General features: G+C 66.1%; 16 protein-coding genes and 1 pseudogene. 8 read left to right on the plus strand and 9 right to left on the minus strand.

Annotated features, from left to right (window positions below):
- On the minus strand, positions 1-239 hold a 239-nt coding region (locus Q4I23_RS20455; protein ID WP_498527419.1), incomplete at its 3' end, for an isochorismatase family protein.
- Between the two features lie 120 nt (positions 240-359).
- On the opposite strand from Q4I23_RS20455, the gene Q4I23_RS20460 reads away from it, so the two are divergent.
- Entirely contained in the window at positions 360-1232 is an 873-nt protein-coding gene (locus Q4I23_RS20460; protein ID WP_498527420.1) for a LysR family transcriptional regulator, read from the plus strand.
- Positions 1233-1263: 31 nt separating this feature from the next.
- A pseudogene (locus Q4I23_RS20465) lies at positions 1264-1537 on the plus strand (integrase core domain-containing protein); the annotation flags it as partial.
- Between the two features lie 157 nt (positions 1538-1694).
- Here Q4I23_RS20465 and Q4I23_RS20470 read toward each other — a convergent pair.
- The 6 genes from Q4I23_RS20470 to Q4I23_RS20495 all read right to left on the minus strand — a co-directional run bounded on the left by Q4I23_RS20470 (position 1695) and on the right by Q4I23_RS20495 (position 10802).
- The gene (locus Q4I23_RS20470; protein WP_454019580.1) at positions 1695-2267 is read right to left on the minus strand and encodes a hypothetical protein; all 573 of its coding nucleotides are present in this window, start codon (positions 2265-2267) and stop codon (positions 1695-1697) included.
- A 39-nt stretch (positions 2268-2306) separates the two neighbouring features.
- Positions 2307-5378 carry an efflux RND transporter permease subunit gene (locus tag Q4I23_RS20475; protein WP_498527421.1) on the minus strand — a complete coding sequence of 1024 codons (3072 nt, stop codon included), beginning with the start codon at positions 5376-5378 and terminating at the stop codon, positions 2307-2309.
- Positions 5375-6373 (minus strand): efflux RND transporter periplasmic adaptor subunit, encoded by a 999-nt coding sequence (locus tag Q4I23_RS20480; RefSeq protein ID WP_498527422.1) that lies wholly within the window; start codon positions 6371-6373, stop codon positions 5375-5377. The genes Q4I23_RS20475 and Q4I23_RS20480 overlap by 4 nt, the downstream gene beginning before the upstream one ends.
- A 151-nt stretch (positions 6374-6524) precedes the next feature.
- Entirely contained in the window at positions 6525-8000 is a 1476-nt protein-coding gene (locus Q4I23_RS20485; protein ID WP_498527423.1) for a GntP family permease, read from the minus strand.
- A 25-nt stretch (positions 8001-8025) separates the two neighbouring features.
- Positions 8026-9309, minus strand: a complete 1284-nt coding sequence (locus tag Q4I23_RS20490; protein ID WP_498527424.1) for a patatin-like phospholipase family protein — start codon at positions 9307-9309, stop codon at positions 8026-8028.
- Between the two features lie 23 nt (positions 9310-9332).
- On the minus strand, positions 9333-10802 hold the full coding sequence (locus tag Q4I23_RS20495; protein ID WP_498527425.1) for an alpha/beta hydrolase: 1470 nt from the start codon (positions 10800-10802) through the stop codon (positions 9333-9335).
- A 715-nt stretch (positions 10803-11517) separates the two neighbouring features.
- On the opposite strand from Q4I23_RS20495, the gene Q4I23_RS20500 reads away from it, so the two are divergent.
- The 5 genes from Q4I23_RS20500 to Q4I23_RS20520 all read left to right on the plus strand — a co-directional run bounded on the left by Q4I23_RS20500 (position 11518) and on the right by Q4I23_RS20520 (position 14311).
- Complete coding sequence (locus Q4I23_RS20500; RefSeq protein ID WP_498527426.1) at positions 11518-11940, plus strand: hypothetical protein; 423 nt, start codon at positions 11518-11520, stop codon at positions 11938-11940.
- On the plus strand, positions 11937-12185 hold the full coding sequence (locus Q4I23_RS20505) for a thioredoxin domain-containing protein (RefSeq protein ID WP_454019573.1): 249 nt from the start codon (positions 11937-11939) through the stop codon (positions 12183-12185). Before Q4I23_RS20500 ends, Q4I23_RS20505 begins: the two co-directional genes overlap by 4 nt.
- A complete protein-coding gene (locus tag Q4I23_RS20510; protein WP_498527427.1) occupies positions 12152-12544 on the plus strand; it encodes a glutathione S-transferase family protein in 393 nt (130 codons plus the stop codon). The genes Q4I23_RS20505 and Q4I23_RS20510 overlap by 34 nt, the downstream gene beginning before the upstream one ends.
- A gap of 91 nt (positions 12545-12635) precedes the next feature.
- Positions 12636-14090, plus strand: coding sequence for an MFS transporter (locus tag Q4I23_RS20515; protein ID WP_498527428.1), 1455 nt, complete (start codon positions 12636-12638; stop codon positions 14088-14090).
- Positions 14030-14311, plus strand: coding sequence for a nuclear transport factor 2 family protein (locus tag Q4I23_RS20520; protein ID WP_498527431.1), 282 nt, complete (start codon positions 14030-14032; stop codon positions 14309-14311). The genes Q4I23_RS20515 and Q4I23_RS20520 overlap by 61 nt, the downstream gene beginning before the upstream one ends.
- Before the next feature lie 375 nt (positions 14312-14686).
- On the opposite strand, the gene Q4I23_RS20525 is transcribed toward Q4I23_RS20520, so the two are convergent.
- Complete coding sequence (locus tag Q4I23_RS20525) at positions 14687-15154, minus strand: ShlB/FhaC/HecB family hemolysin secretion/activation protein (RefSeq protein WP_498527432.1); 468 nt, start codon at positions 15152-15154, stop codon at positions 14687-14689.
- A gap of 343 nt (positions 15155-15497) precedes the next feature.
- On the opposite strand from Q4I23_RS20525, the gene Q4I23_RS20530 reads away from it, so the two are divergent.
- Positions 15498-16616, plus strand: a complete 1119-nt coding sequence (locus Q4I23_RS20530) for an HD-GYP domain-containing protein (protein WP_498527429.1) — start codon at positions 15498-15500, stop codon at positions 16614-16616.
- A 43-nt stretch (positions 16617-16659) separates the two neighbouring features.
- On the opposite strand, the gene Q4I23_RS20535 is transcribed toward Q4I23_RS20530, so the two are convergent.
- Positions 16660-17244, minus strand: a 585-nt coding sequence (locus Q4I23_RS20535; protein WP_498527430.1) for a sensor histidine kinase, incomplete at its 5' end; no start/stop codon positions are given.

Genomic DNA, 17244 nt, shown 5'->3' on the forward strand with positions numbered 1-17244 from the left:
AACAGGGCGCCGCCGGGCTTGCCGTGGTGGACGATGTGGAAAACCGGGGTGCCGGCCTTGCGCGCCCGCTCCAGCAGGCGCGCGGCCTCGGCCACCGCGGCCTCCACCCCGACCAGGGGAAGGGCGCCCTCGGTGTATTCGCGCTGGGCGTCGATCAGCACCAGCGCCGCGGAGTCGAGGGGGCTCGGCGTGGCGGGGGCTCCGGCGAGGGCAAGCAGGGTCTTCGGCGTGGCGCTCATGACGGTTGCGGCTCCGGAAAAGGGATGGGTCGGGATGCAGTGTGCCCTGTGTGTTTTTGGCCCGACATTCGATAGGTTTGCGCAATGACTGTTCATAAACAGACAGGCACCCCGAAGCAGATGGGCACCCTGAATTGGGACGATCTGCGCATCTTCCTGGAGCTGGCCCGCACCGGCAGCCTGTCGGCGGCGGCGCGCGCGCTGCGGATCAGCCACGCGACGGTCGGGCGCCGGGTCGCCGCGCTGGAGGAGGGGCTGGGCCGCAGTCTCGTGGATCGGCGGGCCGACGGTTACAGCCTGACCGCCGACGGCGAGGCGGTCTTCGCGCTGGCCGACGGGATGGACGAGCGGGCACTGGCCATCCTGCGCCAGGTGTCGAGCCAGGGCGGGCGGGAGGCCGGGCTGACCGGCACTGTCCGGCTGACCACCACCCAGGCGCTGGCCGACCGCTTCCTGATGCCGCGGCTGGGGCCGTTCCGCGCCCGCCATCCGGGAATCGATCTGGAGGTGACGGTGGACAACCGCTCGCTCAGCCTCGCGCGGCGGGAGGCCGACATCGCCATCCGGCTTGCCCGGCCGCAGCGTGGCGACCTGATCGCGCGGCGGCTCGCCACCATGGGCTACGGCCTGTTCGCCGCCGCCGGGGCGCCCGACACGGTGATCGGCTACGACGAGGCGCTGGCCGAGTTGCCGGAGGCGGTCTGGCTGGCCCGCCACATGGCCGGGCGCCGCATCGCCTTCCGCTCCAACAGCCTGCAGACCCAGCTCGCGGCGGCCAAGGCGGGGTTCGGAGTGGCGCTGCTGCCCTTCTGGCTGACGGCGGGGGAGCCGGATCTGGTGCCGGTGCCCTGCGACGCCCCACCGCTGGAGCGCGAGGGGTGGCTGGTGCTGCACCCGGACCTGCGCGACGTACCGCGGGTCCGTGCGGTGATCGAGCATCTGGTCGCGCTGTTCACAGCGGAATTCGCCGCCGACCCCGCGACGGAACGCTGAGGGGGCGGTGACTTCCGCGGCGCGAAGACGTCGGACAGCTCGGCGCAACACAGAACCCTCCGTCGGCAGCGTCGGCCATTCCTACGATAACGCCTTGGCCGAAACCATCAACGGCCTCTGCAAGACCGAGGTGATCCGGCGCCGCCGGCCGTGGCGCACCCTGGAGGCCGTCGAGTTCGCCAACCCTGGAATGGGTGGACTGGTTCAACCACCAGCGCCTGCTCGAACCCATCGGCAACATTCCTCACGCCGAGGCCGAAGCCCGCTGCTATGCTCAAACCGGGGACGTCGCCTTGGCAGCGTGACTAAAGCCGAATGGCCTCCAAGAAATCCGGCGCGGCTCAGATCGATCAAGGCAACCGCCCGCCCCGGCGTCCAGCGCCAGAACCTCGGCAAAACCCACCAGGGCACATCGGACCAGATCAGTGTCGCGGCATAACAGGAACCGGAACCAGGCCTACTTCAGCTGCAATTCTGTCCGGGAAACGGAGACCAGCTTACAACGACTTCGGCGGACGAAAGACGAAGCAACAGGTGCTGGCGACGGCGCTTTCCCGGCGGCAGCAACTCGTAAAGAAAGGTCTCGATGGGCTTCCAGACCGATACCCAGCCGAGGATAACAAAACTTTCTTGTAAAATACGGGTCATCGGGCGAGCCGGAAAATTGTTGGAGATCTGCCAAGCAAGAAAAAGGCAGATGGACAGCACGACAAAGCCGATCAAGGCTGCTTGGCGCCACGTTCGGATCGACTCGCGATTCCTTTTCGCCTCGCCGGCAGCACAGGCCGCGAAATGGCCGGTCAGCGCGGCGGCGACATCGAACGGCGGACACCGCGTCATCTCCTCGGCCGGAAGACGGATCACGATGCGAACCGGCTGATTGACGGGCAGTTCCTTCACCCGTCTCAGGAAATACTCCTCGGCGCCCGACGTCAGAGTGCCTTCGCGGAACGGCGACGGATCGACGCTGTCGAACAATTGCGACAGGTGGCAGAGCCTGATGTCGATGACGTCGTTCTTCGTCTCCACCGGCATCCTCATCTCCCGCGTTCAAGACCGAATGTCCCAGGGCGGTCACACCGCCGATGGACGAGCCGAAGCTGGCTTGCGCACCGTCTCGCGGCGGCTGAACCACGCCACATAGAGCGTCGGAAGGAAGACGAGCGTCAGCAGCGACGCGACGAGGAGGCCGCCCATGATCGCGAAGGCCATCGCACCCCAGAACACGGTGAAGGCAATGGGGATGAGGCCGAGCACGGTGGAGGCGGCGGTCAGCATGATCGGGCGGAACCGGGAACCGCAGGCTTCGACCACGGCGTCCGGGACGGCTCGTCCGGCGGCCCGCTCCGCCTCGATCTGCTCGATCAGGATCACCGCGTTCTTCGCGATCATGCCGACGAGCGCGAGGATCCCCAATATGGCGACGAAGCCGAGCGGCTGGCCGGACGCCAGCAGCGCCAGGACGACGCCGATCAGACCGAGCGGCACCACGCTCAGCACAATCGCCAGACGCTGGAAGCTCCGGAGCTGGACCATCAGAACGGTCAGTACGAGCAGCAGCATCAATGGGATGACGGCGAAGACCGACGCGCGGCTTTTGGCGCTTTCCTCCGCGATTCCGCCGACCTCGATGCGGTATTCCGGCGGCAGGGTGGCCGACAGGTCTGCGATCCGGGGCGCCAAGGCGTCGATGGCGGATTCCGGTGGGACGCCGGGCGCCACGTCCGCCTGCAGCGTCAGCGTCGGCTGGCGCCCGCGCCGCCAGACGAGCGGAAGATCCTGGGCGTAGCCGAAGGACGCCAGCTGGTTCAGCGGAACGCTCCGCCCGTTCGGCAGGGACACCGGCAGGCTGCGCAGCGTTTCCACCGACAGGGTCTGCCCGCGGGCATCCCGCGCCAGAACGTCGATCAGATAGATCCCGTCGCGGATCGGCGTGACGGGGCTTCCCGAGACGGCGGCGTTCAGCATGGTGGCGACGGCGGCCGAACTCAGGCCCAGGCGCCGTGCTTCGTCCTGGTCGATCCGCACCTGCAATTTGCGGGCGGTTTCCATCCAGTCGAAGTTGATCCGTCGCGTCTCGGGAAAGGTCGCGACGACCTGCGCGAGCTTCATCGCGATCTCGCGCACCTCGCTCGGGTCCGGCCCCACGACGCGGTACTGCAGCGGCCACCCCACGGGCGGCCCGAGTTCCAGCGGGTATACGCGGGCGACGGCGTCCGGGAATTCTTCGGCCAGCAGGGATTCCAGGCGGGATTGCAGCCGTTCGCGTGCCGCGATGTCCGTGGTCACGACCACCGTCTGGCCGACGAAGGGGTTGGCAAGTTGGACGTTCAGCGGCAGGTAGAAGCGGATCGCGCCGCGTCCGGCATAGCTGCTCCAGCGCGCGACCCCCGTCTCCTTGGCCAGCAGCGCGTCGAACCGCTCCACCGCCTCGCGCGTGGCGTGGATCGAGGCGTTCTGCGGCAGGCGGAGATCGACCAGAAGCTCGACCCGGTCCGACGGTGGAAAGAACTGCCGCGGAACGAGACCGAGCGCCAGGATCGCGGCGACGAACAGGCCGAGCGTCGTCGCGATGGTCACTCCCCGGAACCGGATCGCCGCGCCCAGAACGCGGCGGTACAGCCGCAGCACGACGCCGGGCTCTCCGCCCCGCCCCGGCTTGGGCGGCCGCAGCAGCATCATGCCCAGGACGGGCGCGAAGACGGTCGCGACGAGCCACGACGCGATCAGCGCGATGCCCACGACGGCGAAGATGGAGAAGGTGTATTCGCCGGCGGAACTCTGCGCAAATCCGATCGGCACGAAACCCGCGATGGTCACCAGCGTGCCGGACAGCATCGCGACGGCCAGGGCCTTGTAGGGATACACGGCGGCGACCTCCATCCGGTCGCCGGCGGCGAGCCGCCGGGTCATCGCGTCGATGGTGGTCATGGCGTCGTCCACTAGCAAGGCGAGCGCGATGATCAGCGCGCCCAGCGAGATGCGCTGGAGGTCGATGCCGAGCAGATCCATCGCGGCGAAGACGATGGCCAGCGTCAAGGGAATCGTGATCGCGACGATGGCGCCCGCGCGCAGGCCGAGCGCGACGAAGCTGACGATCAGCACGATGACGACGGCCTGCCACAGCGACGTGATGAAGTCGGAGATCGCCTCGTCGACCGTGCGCGCCTGATCGGCCACCAGATGCGCCTCGATCCCCATCGGCAGGCCGGCGCCGATGCGCGCCATCGCCGCCGAGACGTTCCGGCCGAGGGCGAGGATGTCGCCGCCCGGACGCATCGCGATGGCGAGCCCGATCGCCGGCTCGCCGTTCACCCGGAACAGCGGCTGGGGCGGATCGGCCAGATCGCGGCGCACCTCGGCCAGATCGCGCAGGCGCAGCATGCGCCCGCCGGCCACGAAATAGACGTCGAGGATGTCCTGCTCCGACGCGAAGGCGCCCGAGACCTGCAGGGACAGCGCTTCCTTGCCGGTGCGTAGCACGCCGGCCGGACGGACCGCGTTCTGCGCCTGCAGCGCGGCGATCAGGGCGCCGGGCTCGACCCCCAGCCCGGCCAGCGTCTCCAGCGAGAAATCCACGTAGACGCGCTCGTCCTGCTCGCCCAGAAGCTCGATCTTCGAGACGTCCGGGATCAGCAGCAGGCGTGAACGGACGTCTTCGACGGCGTCGCGCAGTTCGCGGTGCGTGAACCCGTCGGCGGTGAAGCCGTAGATGATGCCGAAGGTGTCGCCGAAGTCATCGTTGAAGCCGGGGCCGAGGACGCCCTGCGGAAGGGTGTGGCGCATGTCGCCGACCCTCTTGCGCACCTCGTACCAGGTGTCGCTCACCGCGCGGCCCTGGGTGCTGCCGACCAGATCGACGAAGATCACGGTCGTTCCGGGAACCGTGTAGCTGCGCAACGTGTCGAGGTTCGGCACCTCCTGCAGCGTCCGTTCGATCCGCTCGGTCACCTGCTGGAGCGTTTCGTCCAGGGTGGCGCCCGGCCACTGCGCCTGCACCACCATGGTGCGGATGGTGAAGGCCGGGTCCTCCGCCCGGCCGAGCTTCAAGAACGCGAGGGTTCCAGCCAGGACGACCCCGATCATCAGGAAGAGGACCAGGGACCGGTTCCGGATCGCCCACGCGGAGAGATTGAAGCCGCTCATGGCCCGGCCCCGAGCATGCGGACCTTCTGCCCCGGCCGCAACGCCTGCACGCCTGCGGTAACCACGATCTCGTCGGCTTCGAGGCCGCGCGCGACGATGACCCGGGCGAGGTCGTAGCGCTCGAGGTCGATGTTGCGCAACGCGACGGTGCTTGTCGCCTGATCGACGATCCAGACCGCCGGCTGCCGGTTCGCCTGCGTCAGGGCCGTTGCGGGAATCTCGAAACCGCCCACGCCGCCGACCTGGATCGACCCGTTGACCGTCGAGCCGAGGCGCATCGTGTCGGGAGGGTCCTGAAGGCCGACCCGGACCGTGAAGGTGCGGGTCACCGGGTCGGCCTGCGGTGCCACCTCGCGCACGCGCCCCATGGTCTGCACCGCGGGGTCGGAGGCCAGAGCCACCGTGACGACCGTGTTGGCGGGGGCGATCCGGAACACCGGTGCCGGAACGTCGAAAACGGCGTCGCGCCCGTCCCGGCGGGCCAGATGCACGATCATGCGACCGGCCGCCACCACCTCGCCGGGTTCGGCGCCGCGGGCGGTGACCGTGCCGGGACCGTCGGCCACCAGCTCCGTGTAGCTCAGGTGATCCTGCGCGGTGTCGAACTGCGCCTGCGCCGAATCGACCTGCGCCGCCGCGGCCTTCAGCGCCTGCGCCGCGGTGTCGTAGCGGGCGCGGGTGGTCCAACCCTGGCCCAGGAGGGTTTCCTGCCGTTCGTAGTCGTTGCGTGCCAGCGTCTGCTGCCCCATGGCGGCGCTCAGGTTCGCCTGCGCCATTCTCAGGGCGTTGCGTGCCGGTTCGGGGTCCAGGCGCGCGATGGCTTGCCCCGCTTCGACCTGATCGCCGACATTCACCAGACGCTCGATCATCCGCCCGTCGATGCGGAACGCGAGGCTGACCTCGTCCTGCGCCTGGATCTGGCCGGACAACGACAGGGTCTCGCCGCCCTCGTGCTTGGTGACCGTCACCACCCGCACGGGGCGCACCGGGTCCACGACGGATTCCTCGCCGGAACCGCATGCCGCGAGCAGGATCAACGGTGCGACGGCGAGCAGAGCCCATCGGCAGCGTGTGCGTTCGGCTCGATTGTGGTTCACGGATTCCCCCATTCTTGCGGCGTCCGGCAATCCCGATGTGATGCGTGTCCTAGAATCCGAGGCGTTTGAGCAGGCTGGCCAGGGCGATCAGGACGACCAGAGCGAGCATCGGTATGGCGGCTGCGACGACGAAGACGTCGCCATAGGAGTCGCGATGGTTGAGCCGGCAGACGGTGAGCAGCGTGATGACGGCGCCGTTGTGTGGCAGCGCGTCGAGTGCACCCGAGGCGACCGCCGTCACCCGGTGCATCACGTCGAGCGAAAAGCCGGACGCCTGCGCCATGTCCACGAAGGTCGGGCCAAGCGCGTCGAGCGCAATGCTCATGCCGCCGGACGCCGAGCCGGTCATCGCGGAGAGAACCGCCACGGACGCCGCGACCGACACCAGGGGATTGCCGCCGCCGATGGCCAGAACGGCCTGGCTGATCGTCCCGAAGACCGGAAGGGCGGCGATCACCGCGCCGAAACCGACGAGGCTCGCCGTGCTGAAGATCGGCAGGACCGAAGCGTCGGCGCCCCTGTCCAGGCTCGTGCCCAGATCGTCCAGGCGGTTCCAGTTGCCGGCGATGAGAAGAAGGATGGCGAGGAACAGCGCCACGATGACCGCCCACACGCCGCGCACGGCCTCGATGGTCGTTGCCCCGAACCGCGGCTCGGCGAGGAAGGTGGTGTCCATCCGTGGGGCGACGACCTGGACGAACAGAAAGTTGCTGGCGATGACCACGACGATCGGCAGCACGGCCAGCGCGGCGGGGGGCAAGCCCTCCGTGTCGGCGCGTCCCTGCGGGGTGGTTTCGGCGGAGAGTTCGGCGATGTCGAACCCTTCGCACTGTGCGCGTTCGCGCGCCGCGCGGTCCAGCACCGGAGTGCTGTCGACATGGTCACCGTACCCCTCGCCGGAGGCTCTCGCGGTGGCGGCCCGGCGGTCCAGCCACAGGACACCCAAAACGAACATCACGATCCCTGTGACGATCCCGAGACCCGGCGCAGCGAAGGCCGTGGTGCCCAGGAAGGGCATCGGGATCGCGTTCTGGATCGCCGGCGTTCCCGGCAGGGCGGACATGGTGAAGGTGAAGGCGCCCAGCGCCAGGGCACCCGGTATCAGCCGCTTCGGAATGTCGGCGGCGCGGAACAGGGCGGCGGCCACCGGGTAGATCGCGAAGGCGACGACGAAGGCCGAAACGCCGCCGTAGGTCAGGACGGCGCAACACAGCACCACCGACACGACCGCGCGGTCCGGCCCCAGCCGGCCGCTGACCAGCCGGGCGAGGGATCGCGCCGACCCGGTGTCGTCCATCAGCTTGCCGAAGATCGCCCCAAGCATGAACAGGGGAAAGAAGGCGATGATGAAGGAGCCGGCGTTGGTCATGAAGATCTGGGTGTAGGCGCCGAGGATCGGCAGGCCGCCGGTCAGCAGGGCGGCGAGCAGAGCGGCCGCGGGAGCCGCGATCAGCAGGGTCATGCCGCGATAGGCCAGGAAGATGAGCAGCGCGAGCGCGACGAGGACGAAGGCGAGATCGATCATGTCGGTGGCTCCGTGGGGGGCCTGCTTAGGGGGCTCCGTGCGAAGGCGGCTGGGACGGCTCGGGGTAGCGCGCGTCATAGGGATAGCGCGGAAACTCCTTGCCGAGCCTCCGCCAGTCCGCCAGCCACCGCTCCGTGACCGCCCGCCCTTCCTCGCGAAGCGCCGCGAAGTAGTCCGGGCAGCGGTTGAACTTCGAGGTGTGCTTGAGGCCCCAGGCGGTGTCGCGGGTCATCTTGATGGTCCGGACCGCGACGATCTTGTGGGTGTCCAGCGGCGGACGCTCGTTCCCATACCGCTCGATCCACTGGTTGATCGTCATGATGGCGTCCAGTTCCTGGTTGAGCGACAGGTTGCCGGCCAGATCGTTCTCCCGGTCCCGGATGTCCTCGAGGCCGATGTTCGGGGAGGCGGGATGGAACTCCTGGGGGTTGATGCGCACGATCCAGACCTCGTCCGGCTTCTCGTCCTTCACCCGGGCGTCGAGAAGGTCGCGCACCGGCGGATTGCGCGAATACAGGCCATCCCAATAATAGCCGTTGCGGGTAACGGTCCGGCCCGGCACGCAGGTCGGAAACACCATGCCGGGGATGACCTGCGCGGGCATGACCTCCGGAAGCGTTCCCGACGCCGCCACGCCGTCGAGCGAGATCGCCCGGCGCATGCGCCAGCGGGTGATGTCGTACTGGTTGATCTCCCGGCCGTCCGGCCGCAGGCCCATCTGTTCGAGGGTCTTGTTGGAATCGAACACCTCGAAGTTGCCGCTGAGCACCTCGATGGCGCCGGCGAGAATCCGGATGTCGGCTTCGGCCACCCGTGGCCAATCGATCGCGTCGAAATGCGGACACAGGTCGTTCAGCAGCTCCGGGAATCCAAGATACTGCCAGCGGGCTCCCATCATGTTGAGGCCGGCCAGTCCAAGTTGACCGATGGCGGAATAGGGGTTGGACGCCGGCAGCGGCAGCCCCTGCGATTTCCACCCCAGAAGGGTGGCGACCAGATGGTTGTGGGCGGTCTCTACCGGGGTGGTCGCGGCGAAGGTCGTCCACAGGAAGTCCAGGCGCTCGACGGCCTTGGGGATGGTGCCGCACGCCGTGTCTGCGGTGTTCGGGGCGAGGCCGTACCAAGCCGCCAACGCACACAGCGCGCCCGCCGACGTGCCGCTGATCGCGACGATGTCGAAGGTGTCGCCGTCCCGCGGGGTCTCGTCCCAGCGCTGCTTCGTCGTCAGGATGGTTTTCAGGACGCCCCAGGTGAACGCGGCGTGCGTTCCTCCCCCCTGGCAAGCGATCGCGACCTTCTTGGTGGCCATGTCTTCACCGCCTTCCAGGGTGTTCAGGGGGACCGGTCGTTGGGCAAGGGGTGTCCGGACGTTTCCCCGGACGCTTCATGGGCCAGGGTTTCCTCGATCCGCCCCAGCAGGTAGGGGAAGAAGGGGTTGGACGACATGCGGAGCAGGGCATCCATGCTGACGATCAGCGCTCCACGCTCTCCCCGTGCGGCCACCGCGCCCAGATGGATGCCGAAATCCTCGGTGGGATCGGGGTGCAAGCCGTAAAGGGAATCGGTCGTCGGAAAAGGAAGGGCGACGTGCGATAGCGAATAGACGTCGAAGGGATAGACCAGCCCCAATTCCTGCACCTGTTCCGTCTCGGTGCCGGCCTCCATCGTGCGCGCGACCACATCGGGGCGCTCCGCATCGGCGTTGGTGATGATCGTGGTTCTGAACCGGCGGGGTGGATCGGGCAAGATACGCGCCAGCATGGTGTCGGACGCTGAACTCAGGAGCGGACCGAACTTGGTGTTGCGGTTCACGTCGAACAGCACGAGTTCGCTGCCGTTGGCCGGCAGGTGGGCGTACAACCCGGACAGGATGGCGCGCGTGCTGACGGTGAAATCCATCACGGACTGGAAGGTGAGGATCGGGGGAAGGCCGTCCAGCCGGCCATGGCCCGCAAGGTTCGCGACCCGGCTCTGAAGAGCCGATGTCAGCAGATGCGACTGCCGCGCGCCATTGACCGGAAACGAGTTGTACTTGAAGGGGTTGAATTCCGGCACCACGCCGAGCCAGGCAGCTTTCGCGAATGGGGGGAAGATCGCGGGCAAGCCGGCCAGCCCGGCGAAGCGCGCGAATGCGGTGATCCCGACCATCGGCGAGATCAGAACGATGCGGTCGGGGCGCTTCAGCCGGGCGTCGTCGAGGGCGTCGAGCGCGTACATCATCGCAAGCGCGCCACCGTTCGAGAAGCCGACCACGTGAAACGGTTGGTCCGGAGCGATGCGCCGCTGCGCTTCCCGCGCCGCCAGCCGGGTGGCCGCCAACCAATCCTCCCACTCGATATCCGCCAGGCCCGCGGGAACCGTGCCGTGTCCGGGCAACCGGATGGCGATGGCGACGAAGCCGTACGCTTGATAAAGACGGGCGATGTGACGAAGGCTGTAAGGGGAATCGGTCAGACCGTGAAGGAACAGCACCGCCCCTTTGACCGGACCGTCGGGTTCGAGCACATAGGAACGGTTCCAGTCCCGCGAGAACTGCCCAGGGTAGATCGGGCTTCCATCGAAATACCGGTTGACCGGGACACGCTCTCCCGGGGGCAGTTTCTGGGTGACTTCCGCCCGAACACTGTCGAAGATGGCGGCCTCTGTCTTCATGTATTCGGTCCAGCCGCTGCTCTCCAGATCCTTCCTGTGCAGTTCCTGCGGTATGAAGGTGTGCCAAATCTCCAGTGGCAGGCCACGTTGCGAGTCATAGGCGCGCACAATAAGAAGAACGACAGCGCTCACGGCGAGCAGCGTGATCATTCTCCTTGCGATTTTGCGTACCCACAGTCTCATGAAGATATGACTTTCGATTTCAGAGGGTTCGCTTAACCACCGCGAATTAGGGCAACCGTTTCGAACGCGTCCGGAACCATGGGAACCGAGGCGAGGCCGAACACGCCCAAGGCGATGGACGTCTCGAGAAGCTCCGGTACGCCGCCAGGAGCCTCGGTCATTGCAAGCGGTCGTATGGGAATGTTAACGTAATAATCATGCGCGGAACGCGACCAGACATACCCATGTTATGCAAAGGGCATTGTCGATGAAAGACTTCCATACTGACTAATCCGTCCCTTCATTAGGAGTTATGGCACTACACTCAATTTATGGCGGGGATTGCGGCTAAAATTCTTAATACGAACTGTAATGCTGCCTGATTAATGATGTTCAATGCGTGAATGATTGAACTCTGAACATGCGGTGCGACCCGACCATTGAGTAGCCCAACCAAGTGTGGTGCACGTACCCAGGCTATTTTGCCATCTGGGCTGAGGTCGCCAGCGCGCGGCTGGCCGTGTGACCGCCCGAGCCAGGACGTCCGTGGCCAATCCGCGTCCTCCCGAACCGCCATCTGCGACAAGTTGACGGTGCCCGCCGACCAGCCGACGCAACGTGGCGGGGGCGATGCCCTCGGCGATGTGCAGCACGCGGCCGTTGGAGAGCACCACCTCGACCAGGGCGGCACGGCGCTCGACGGGTGTTCTTCTCAAGCATCGTGCGAAGCGCCATCATCGCGTCGATCACCCCTGATCAAGTCGATGATGACCGCCCCGCGGGACATGCTCGCCATCGCGTGACTGACGGCCCCGGCTCGCCGGGTCTTCCGCGTCGTGAGCTCAGGCTTGCCAGCGGCATCGACATCGACCCCGACCCCGACAGCCACCCCCTGGACAGGGCCGGCCGGCCGCAGCCGCGCCTGTGGGTGCGGGGGCCGCTGACCGAAGGCGCCCGTTATTTCAACCATTACCTGCCATCGCCCAAGAGCCGGTCCAAGGCCTTCGCGGAAGCCGACGCCTGTCTCGACCGCATCATGGACGAACGCGGCGGCACTCCCGGAGACGGTACCGGGACCCCGGCGCCGGCTGCCGCCTTCCTGGGACTTGTGGGGCAGGACGCATGATCGACCTCTATTCCGCCAATTCCGGCAACAGCCTGCGAGCCTTGATCGCTCTTGAGGAAGGCGGATCGGCCTTCCGCAAGCACAAGCTCGACCTTCTGCGCAACGAGCACAGGACCCCCGAATTCCTGGCCCTGAATCCGGTGGGCGCGGTGCCGGTAATGATCGACCACCGGACGGAGAGCCGATCGTCCTGTCTCAGTCGGGAGCGATCATGCTGCACGTCGCGGAACGGACCGGGCGCTTGATCCCGCCGGATCCGCGCCGCCGGCTGGCGGCGCTGCAATGGTTCATGCTGGCGGTCAGCGACGCCAACCCGGCCAGCGCCGCCCTCCTCTACGTCGGACGCGATGTTCCGGACGCCACCCCTGCGACCACCGCCTTCCTGGAAGGGCGCCTGCTCAACATCATGCGGGGATGCGAGACGCGGCTCACCGGCCGGGACTTCTTGGCCGACGAGTTGTCGCTCGCCGATCTGGCGCTCTTTCCGGTTGTGCGGATGCGCCGGGGGCTGCTCGAGGGGGCCGGCGGATTGGGCCGGCTGCTGGGCTGGGCCGACCGCATCGCGGCGTTGCCGTCGGTCAGCCGTGCGGTTGGGCATCTCTGATACGGTCGGCGGGCACCGGACGTGTTCATCCGCCGGTCGTATGGCCCCTCCACCCGGCGCCTATTCAACGGCAAACGCACGCGAGGCTTCCTTGGGCAACGGGTCGAGCCAACAGAAGATCATCTGGGCGAGCACGATCGGCACCGCGATCGAGTTCTACGATTTCCTCATTTACGGGGTCGCTTCGGCGCTCATCTTCAACAAACTTTTCTTTCCGGTTTTCGATGAACTGGTCGGGACGCTGTTCTCGTTCGGCTCCTTCGCAGTCGGTTTCCTGGCCCGCCCTCTGGGTGGCGTGCTGTTCGGGCATTTCGGCGACCGGCTGGGGCGCAAGAACATGCTGGCCGCCACGATGCTGATGATGGGAACGGGGACCTTTCTGATCGGCCTTCTGCCGACCTACGACCAGATCGGGATCTGGGCGCCCCTGCCGCTGATTCTGCTTCGGCTCGTGCAAGGTATCGGCGTCGGCGGTGAATGGGCCGGGGCGACGCTGCTGGTCGTGGAACACGTCAGGGACAGACGCGGCTTCTACGGCAGCCTCGTGCAGACGGGTTTTCCCATCGGGGTCGCCGCCTCGACCGCCGCCTTTCTGCTGCTCAAGAGCCTGCCCCAGGACGCTCTCCTCAGTTGGGGATGGCGGCTTCCTTTCCTGTTCAGCATCGTGCTGGTCGCCGTCGGCGCCTTCGTCCGTTTCCAACTCGCGGAATCACCCGCGTTCGAGGCGGTCCGGGCCGGCAGCCGTTTGTCCCGGTTGCCCTTCGCCGAGGTTCTGCGGGATCACTGGCGGCTTTGCCTGACGGTCTTGGGGCTGAAGATATCCGAGGTGACGTGGGTCTTCATCATCACGGTCTTCGGCATCAGTTTCATCAAGGACAAAGGCAGCGTCCCGGTCGAGACCTACCTTCTCGGCGTCTGCATCGCCGCCATGATGGAACTGGTCACGATCCCGCTGTTTGGGCATCTCTCTGACCGCGTCGGCCGACGGCCGATCTACCTGCTCGGGGCCGCTGTCAGCGCCGTCATGGCGTTCCCGTTGTTCGAACTGCTGCAGTCGGGGCAGAGCTGGGTGGTCATCGCCACCATCGTGGTGGCGATGAATCTCGGTCATGGGCTGATGTTCGCTCCGCTGGCCGCTCTCATTCCCGAGCTGTTCGAAACGCGCATCCGCTACAGCGGCTCCTCCTTCGCCTACCAGATGGCGTCGGCCCTGGGCGGGGGTGGAGCGCCCGTGATTGCGACGGCGTTGATGGTCTGGTCGGGAGGCGGCGTCTGGGGACCTGCCGGGAGCGCCGCCGTCCCGGTCGCCGCTCGCGCCCACAGAGCGCGGCCTCCCGGCCGAACACAACGGCGTGCCGCATCGGGAGGGAGCGGCGCCGGCAGCCTGGGCGGCCGATCCCGTCTTGCCGAGCTGACCGCACAATGCACCGCTTTCACCATCGCAGAGCCCGAGGGACATACACCAAGGATTCCGATTTTTACGAGATCGCCCGCGCTCTCCAGCCTTACTTCGACGGCTGGTACGAAGCGGATGTCGAAAAATTGAAAATGGCTTTCCGCGAATCCTGCCGCTTGACCTGCGTCATCGACGGGAAGCTGGATCAGGATTCCATGCCAAAGGTTTACGAATCCGTCGCCAACCGCCAGAGCCCGGCAATTCGCGGGGAGACACGACATGACAGGATACTGTCCATTCACAAGTCGAGCCCGGACATCGCCCTTGCGGTGGTTCATCTGTCTATCGAGGCTAAGCTCTTCACCGATTAATTGTTGCTGGTGAAGCTTGAGGGGAACTGGAAGATCGTCTCGAAGCTGCTCAGCTTTTCCAAATTGCCGTAGGGGATCGTGTCGGTAACGTCAACCCTCGCGCCAGCTTGGTCGTGACGGCGGGGCGGCCGTAGAGGATCACCTCTCTTGAGGAGGTGACGAATGCGCTGTCCGCACTGCCGCTCGACCGCGACCGAAGAACGTTCGGACCGGCTCGGTGTTGAATCGCCTGCGCGCCGACGGGCGATCCGTGTCCAGCGGGTCGCCGCTCTGCGCGGCATGCTCGCCGTTGCTTAAATCACGGCCTCGGCTCGCCGGGGCCTCCGCGTCGCCAGCTCAGGCTTGGCGTGACACCTGACGAAGGAAACGGGTTTTTCAGAAAGAAACCAGCATCCTGGCCTGGGCGGTGAGCGTCCCACGGCTGGCTTCCGGCCCATCGGTGAGAGCAACTCCGACATTTACCCCAAGCTGCAGGGTCTGCAGGAGCGTGTAGTCGAGGCCAGCCCCCACCCCCACCGGCGTCGTGTCGGCCCGCTCGCCGATGCCAGGAAGAGCGTCGTAGTTGTAATTGTGGCCGTACCCCACGTCGGGAAAGGGAAAGGGCGAAACGACATCCTCGACCGGGCCGAATCCGCTGCTCTCAAGATGGCCCAAGGAGGGGAAGGTCGGCAGCCGCGCCTCGCTCCGCAGCACAAAGCCGGTGTCGACACTGCCATTGTTCAATGTGTAACCCCGGGTGGCGTAAAGCCCGCCGATGGCGAACTGCTCGGTTTCTGGCAGCGCCTTTCCGGCTATCTGGCCGGTGAACTCGACAGTCCATGAGGTGACACCCGGCCAGGGCAGGCCGAGCTACGATCTGCGCAAACCCGTGTCCACCAACCCGAGGCGAGATCAAGCCCAGCCTTCAACCTCTGGTCCAGTTCCCTAAACCCATGCACATATTTGTTGAGGGATTTGACGCAAATCAACGCCAACGAATGCCCTCGAAGGTGACGGTCGTCCCATGGAGTTCCGCGTCTTCGGGCGCCCCTTCACACACATGCAGTGAAAAGATAGCACGATATACCCATTGCTGGCATAGCGAATAGTTGCCTTATAGCTTACACCATCCAGGAGATGTTCTTTGAACCAGATGCGGCAAGTGAGAGTAGGCAGTCTCGCCTGCGGGTTCGGCGAAGATCCTTGGATGGAGCAGAGTGGAGGCCTTGAGGAACGGCTCCAGTCGTTGCATGAGGAGATCCGCGAATGGCCTGGACTGGAGCATCTGCACCGGATCGCCGTGGCGACCTATGATGCCAGGGGCGAGCGGGTCCGGACGTTCGTCCACAGCAACGTCGGCCCACGGCCCCTCGATCCCCTTTCCGGCCGGCTGTGCGATTATCCTCTTCTGCAGACGGTCGCCGAGACGGGACGTCCGTGGATTGACAATGCGATCACGTCGGACCCCGGTTCCACCAGCCCGGGAGGCCGGTTGCTCAAGCAGGGCTTCCGCTCGCGCTACGTGAGCCGTATTCACTGGCAGGGCGATCTGTATGGCTTCCTTTTCTTGAACTCAAGGAAGGAGGGCTTCTTCACCGAATCGATCGTGTCGGCACTGTTGCCGTATCGGCGGGTCATCGGCGTGCTCGTCGCGTCGGAGATGACCAGCACGCGCGCCATGCTGGCGGCCGTGCACACGGCCCTCGAGGTCAGTCATTACCGTGACGAGGAGACCGGTGCTCATCTCAACCGCATGAGCCGCTACGCCCAGCTTGTCGCAGCGGGAATCGCATCGAAGCACGGGCTTTCGGACGAGTTCATCGAATATATTCTCCAGTACGCCCCCCTGCACGATGTCGGCAAGGTGGCGGTGCCGGACAGCATCCTGCTCAAGCCCGGCAAACTGTCGACGGACGAGTTCGAGGTCATGAAAACGCACGTGACCAAGGGCTTGGACATCATTAACGCTATGATTCACGACCACGGCCTTGGCGCCCTGCCGCACGCCGCCATTTTGCGCAATGTGGTGGCCTGTCACCATGAGGCCTTTGACGGCTCCGGCTATCCCAACGGCCTTTCCGGCGTGGCCATTCCACTGGAAGCCCGCATTGTCGCGGTCGCCGACGTGTTCGACGCGCTGACGTCGGAGCGTCCCTACAAGGGAGCGTGGACGAATGATGCCGCGGCGGCTTTCCTCCGGGAGCAGGCGGGCCGGAAGTTCGATCCGGACTGCGTCGCGGCGCTGCTCACGGACATGAACGCCATTGCGGCCATTCAGCAACAGTTCCGCGATACCCCCTCGAACGGGCTCGTGGCCGGCCGCTGACGCCGGCCGCGGTGCCCCCTTGCCCCCGGACAAGGGCTCTGGATCACCCGCCTGTGGACGATGCGACAGAACCAGCCAGTGGCAGGGCGACGCTGATCGTTGTTCCCGCCCCTGGGCGGGACTCCACCATGATCGGATAGCCGAGGTGATCCGCCAGCGTCTTCACGATGAACAGGCCAAGGCCAAGGCCGACGACGTCATCCCCGGCTTCGATGCGGTAGAACTCTTCGAAAATGTCGGCCAGGGAACTCTCCGGGATTCCTCGCCCGGTATCGCAGACGTCGACCCACACCCTGCCGTCGGCAGTGCGGCACACAATCCGGATTTCCCCGCGGTCGGTGTACTTGATGGCGTTGTCGACGAGGTTGTGGAGAATGCGCGACGCAAACAGCCGGTCCGTGCGCACCGTCACCCCGCCGCCGCTCCCTTCCATGCGCCAGTCGAGCCCCTTGGCTTCGGCGGCCAGATGGAACGTCGCTGTGGCGTGCGTCATCAGATCGTCCAACGGGACGTCTTCGATCCGGACGGTGATCGTGCCGTCGTCCATCCCTACCAAGTCCTGCACGCCATCCATCAGTCGCTTCACCACGCCCAGGCAGTGCTTCATCGTCGACACGTAGATTTCCCC

The organism is Azospirillum sp. UFLA03-27 (genome assembly GCF_059803775.1).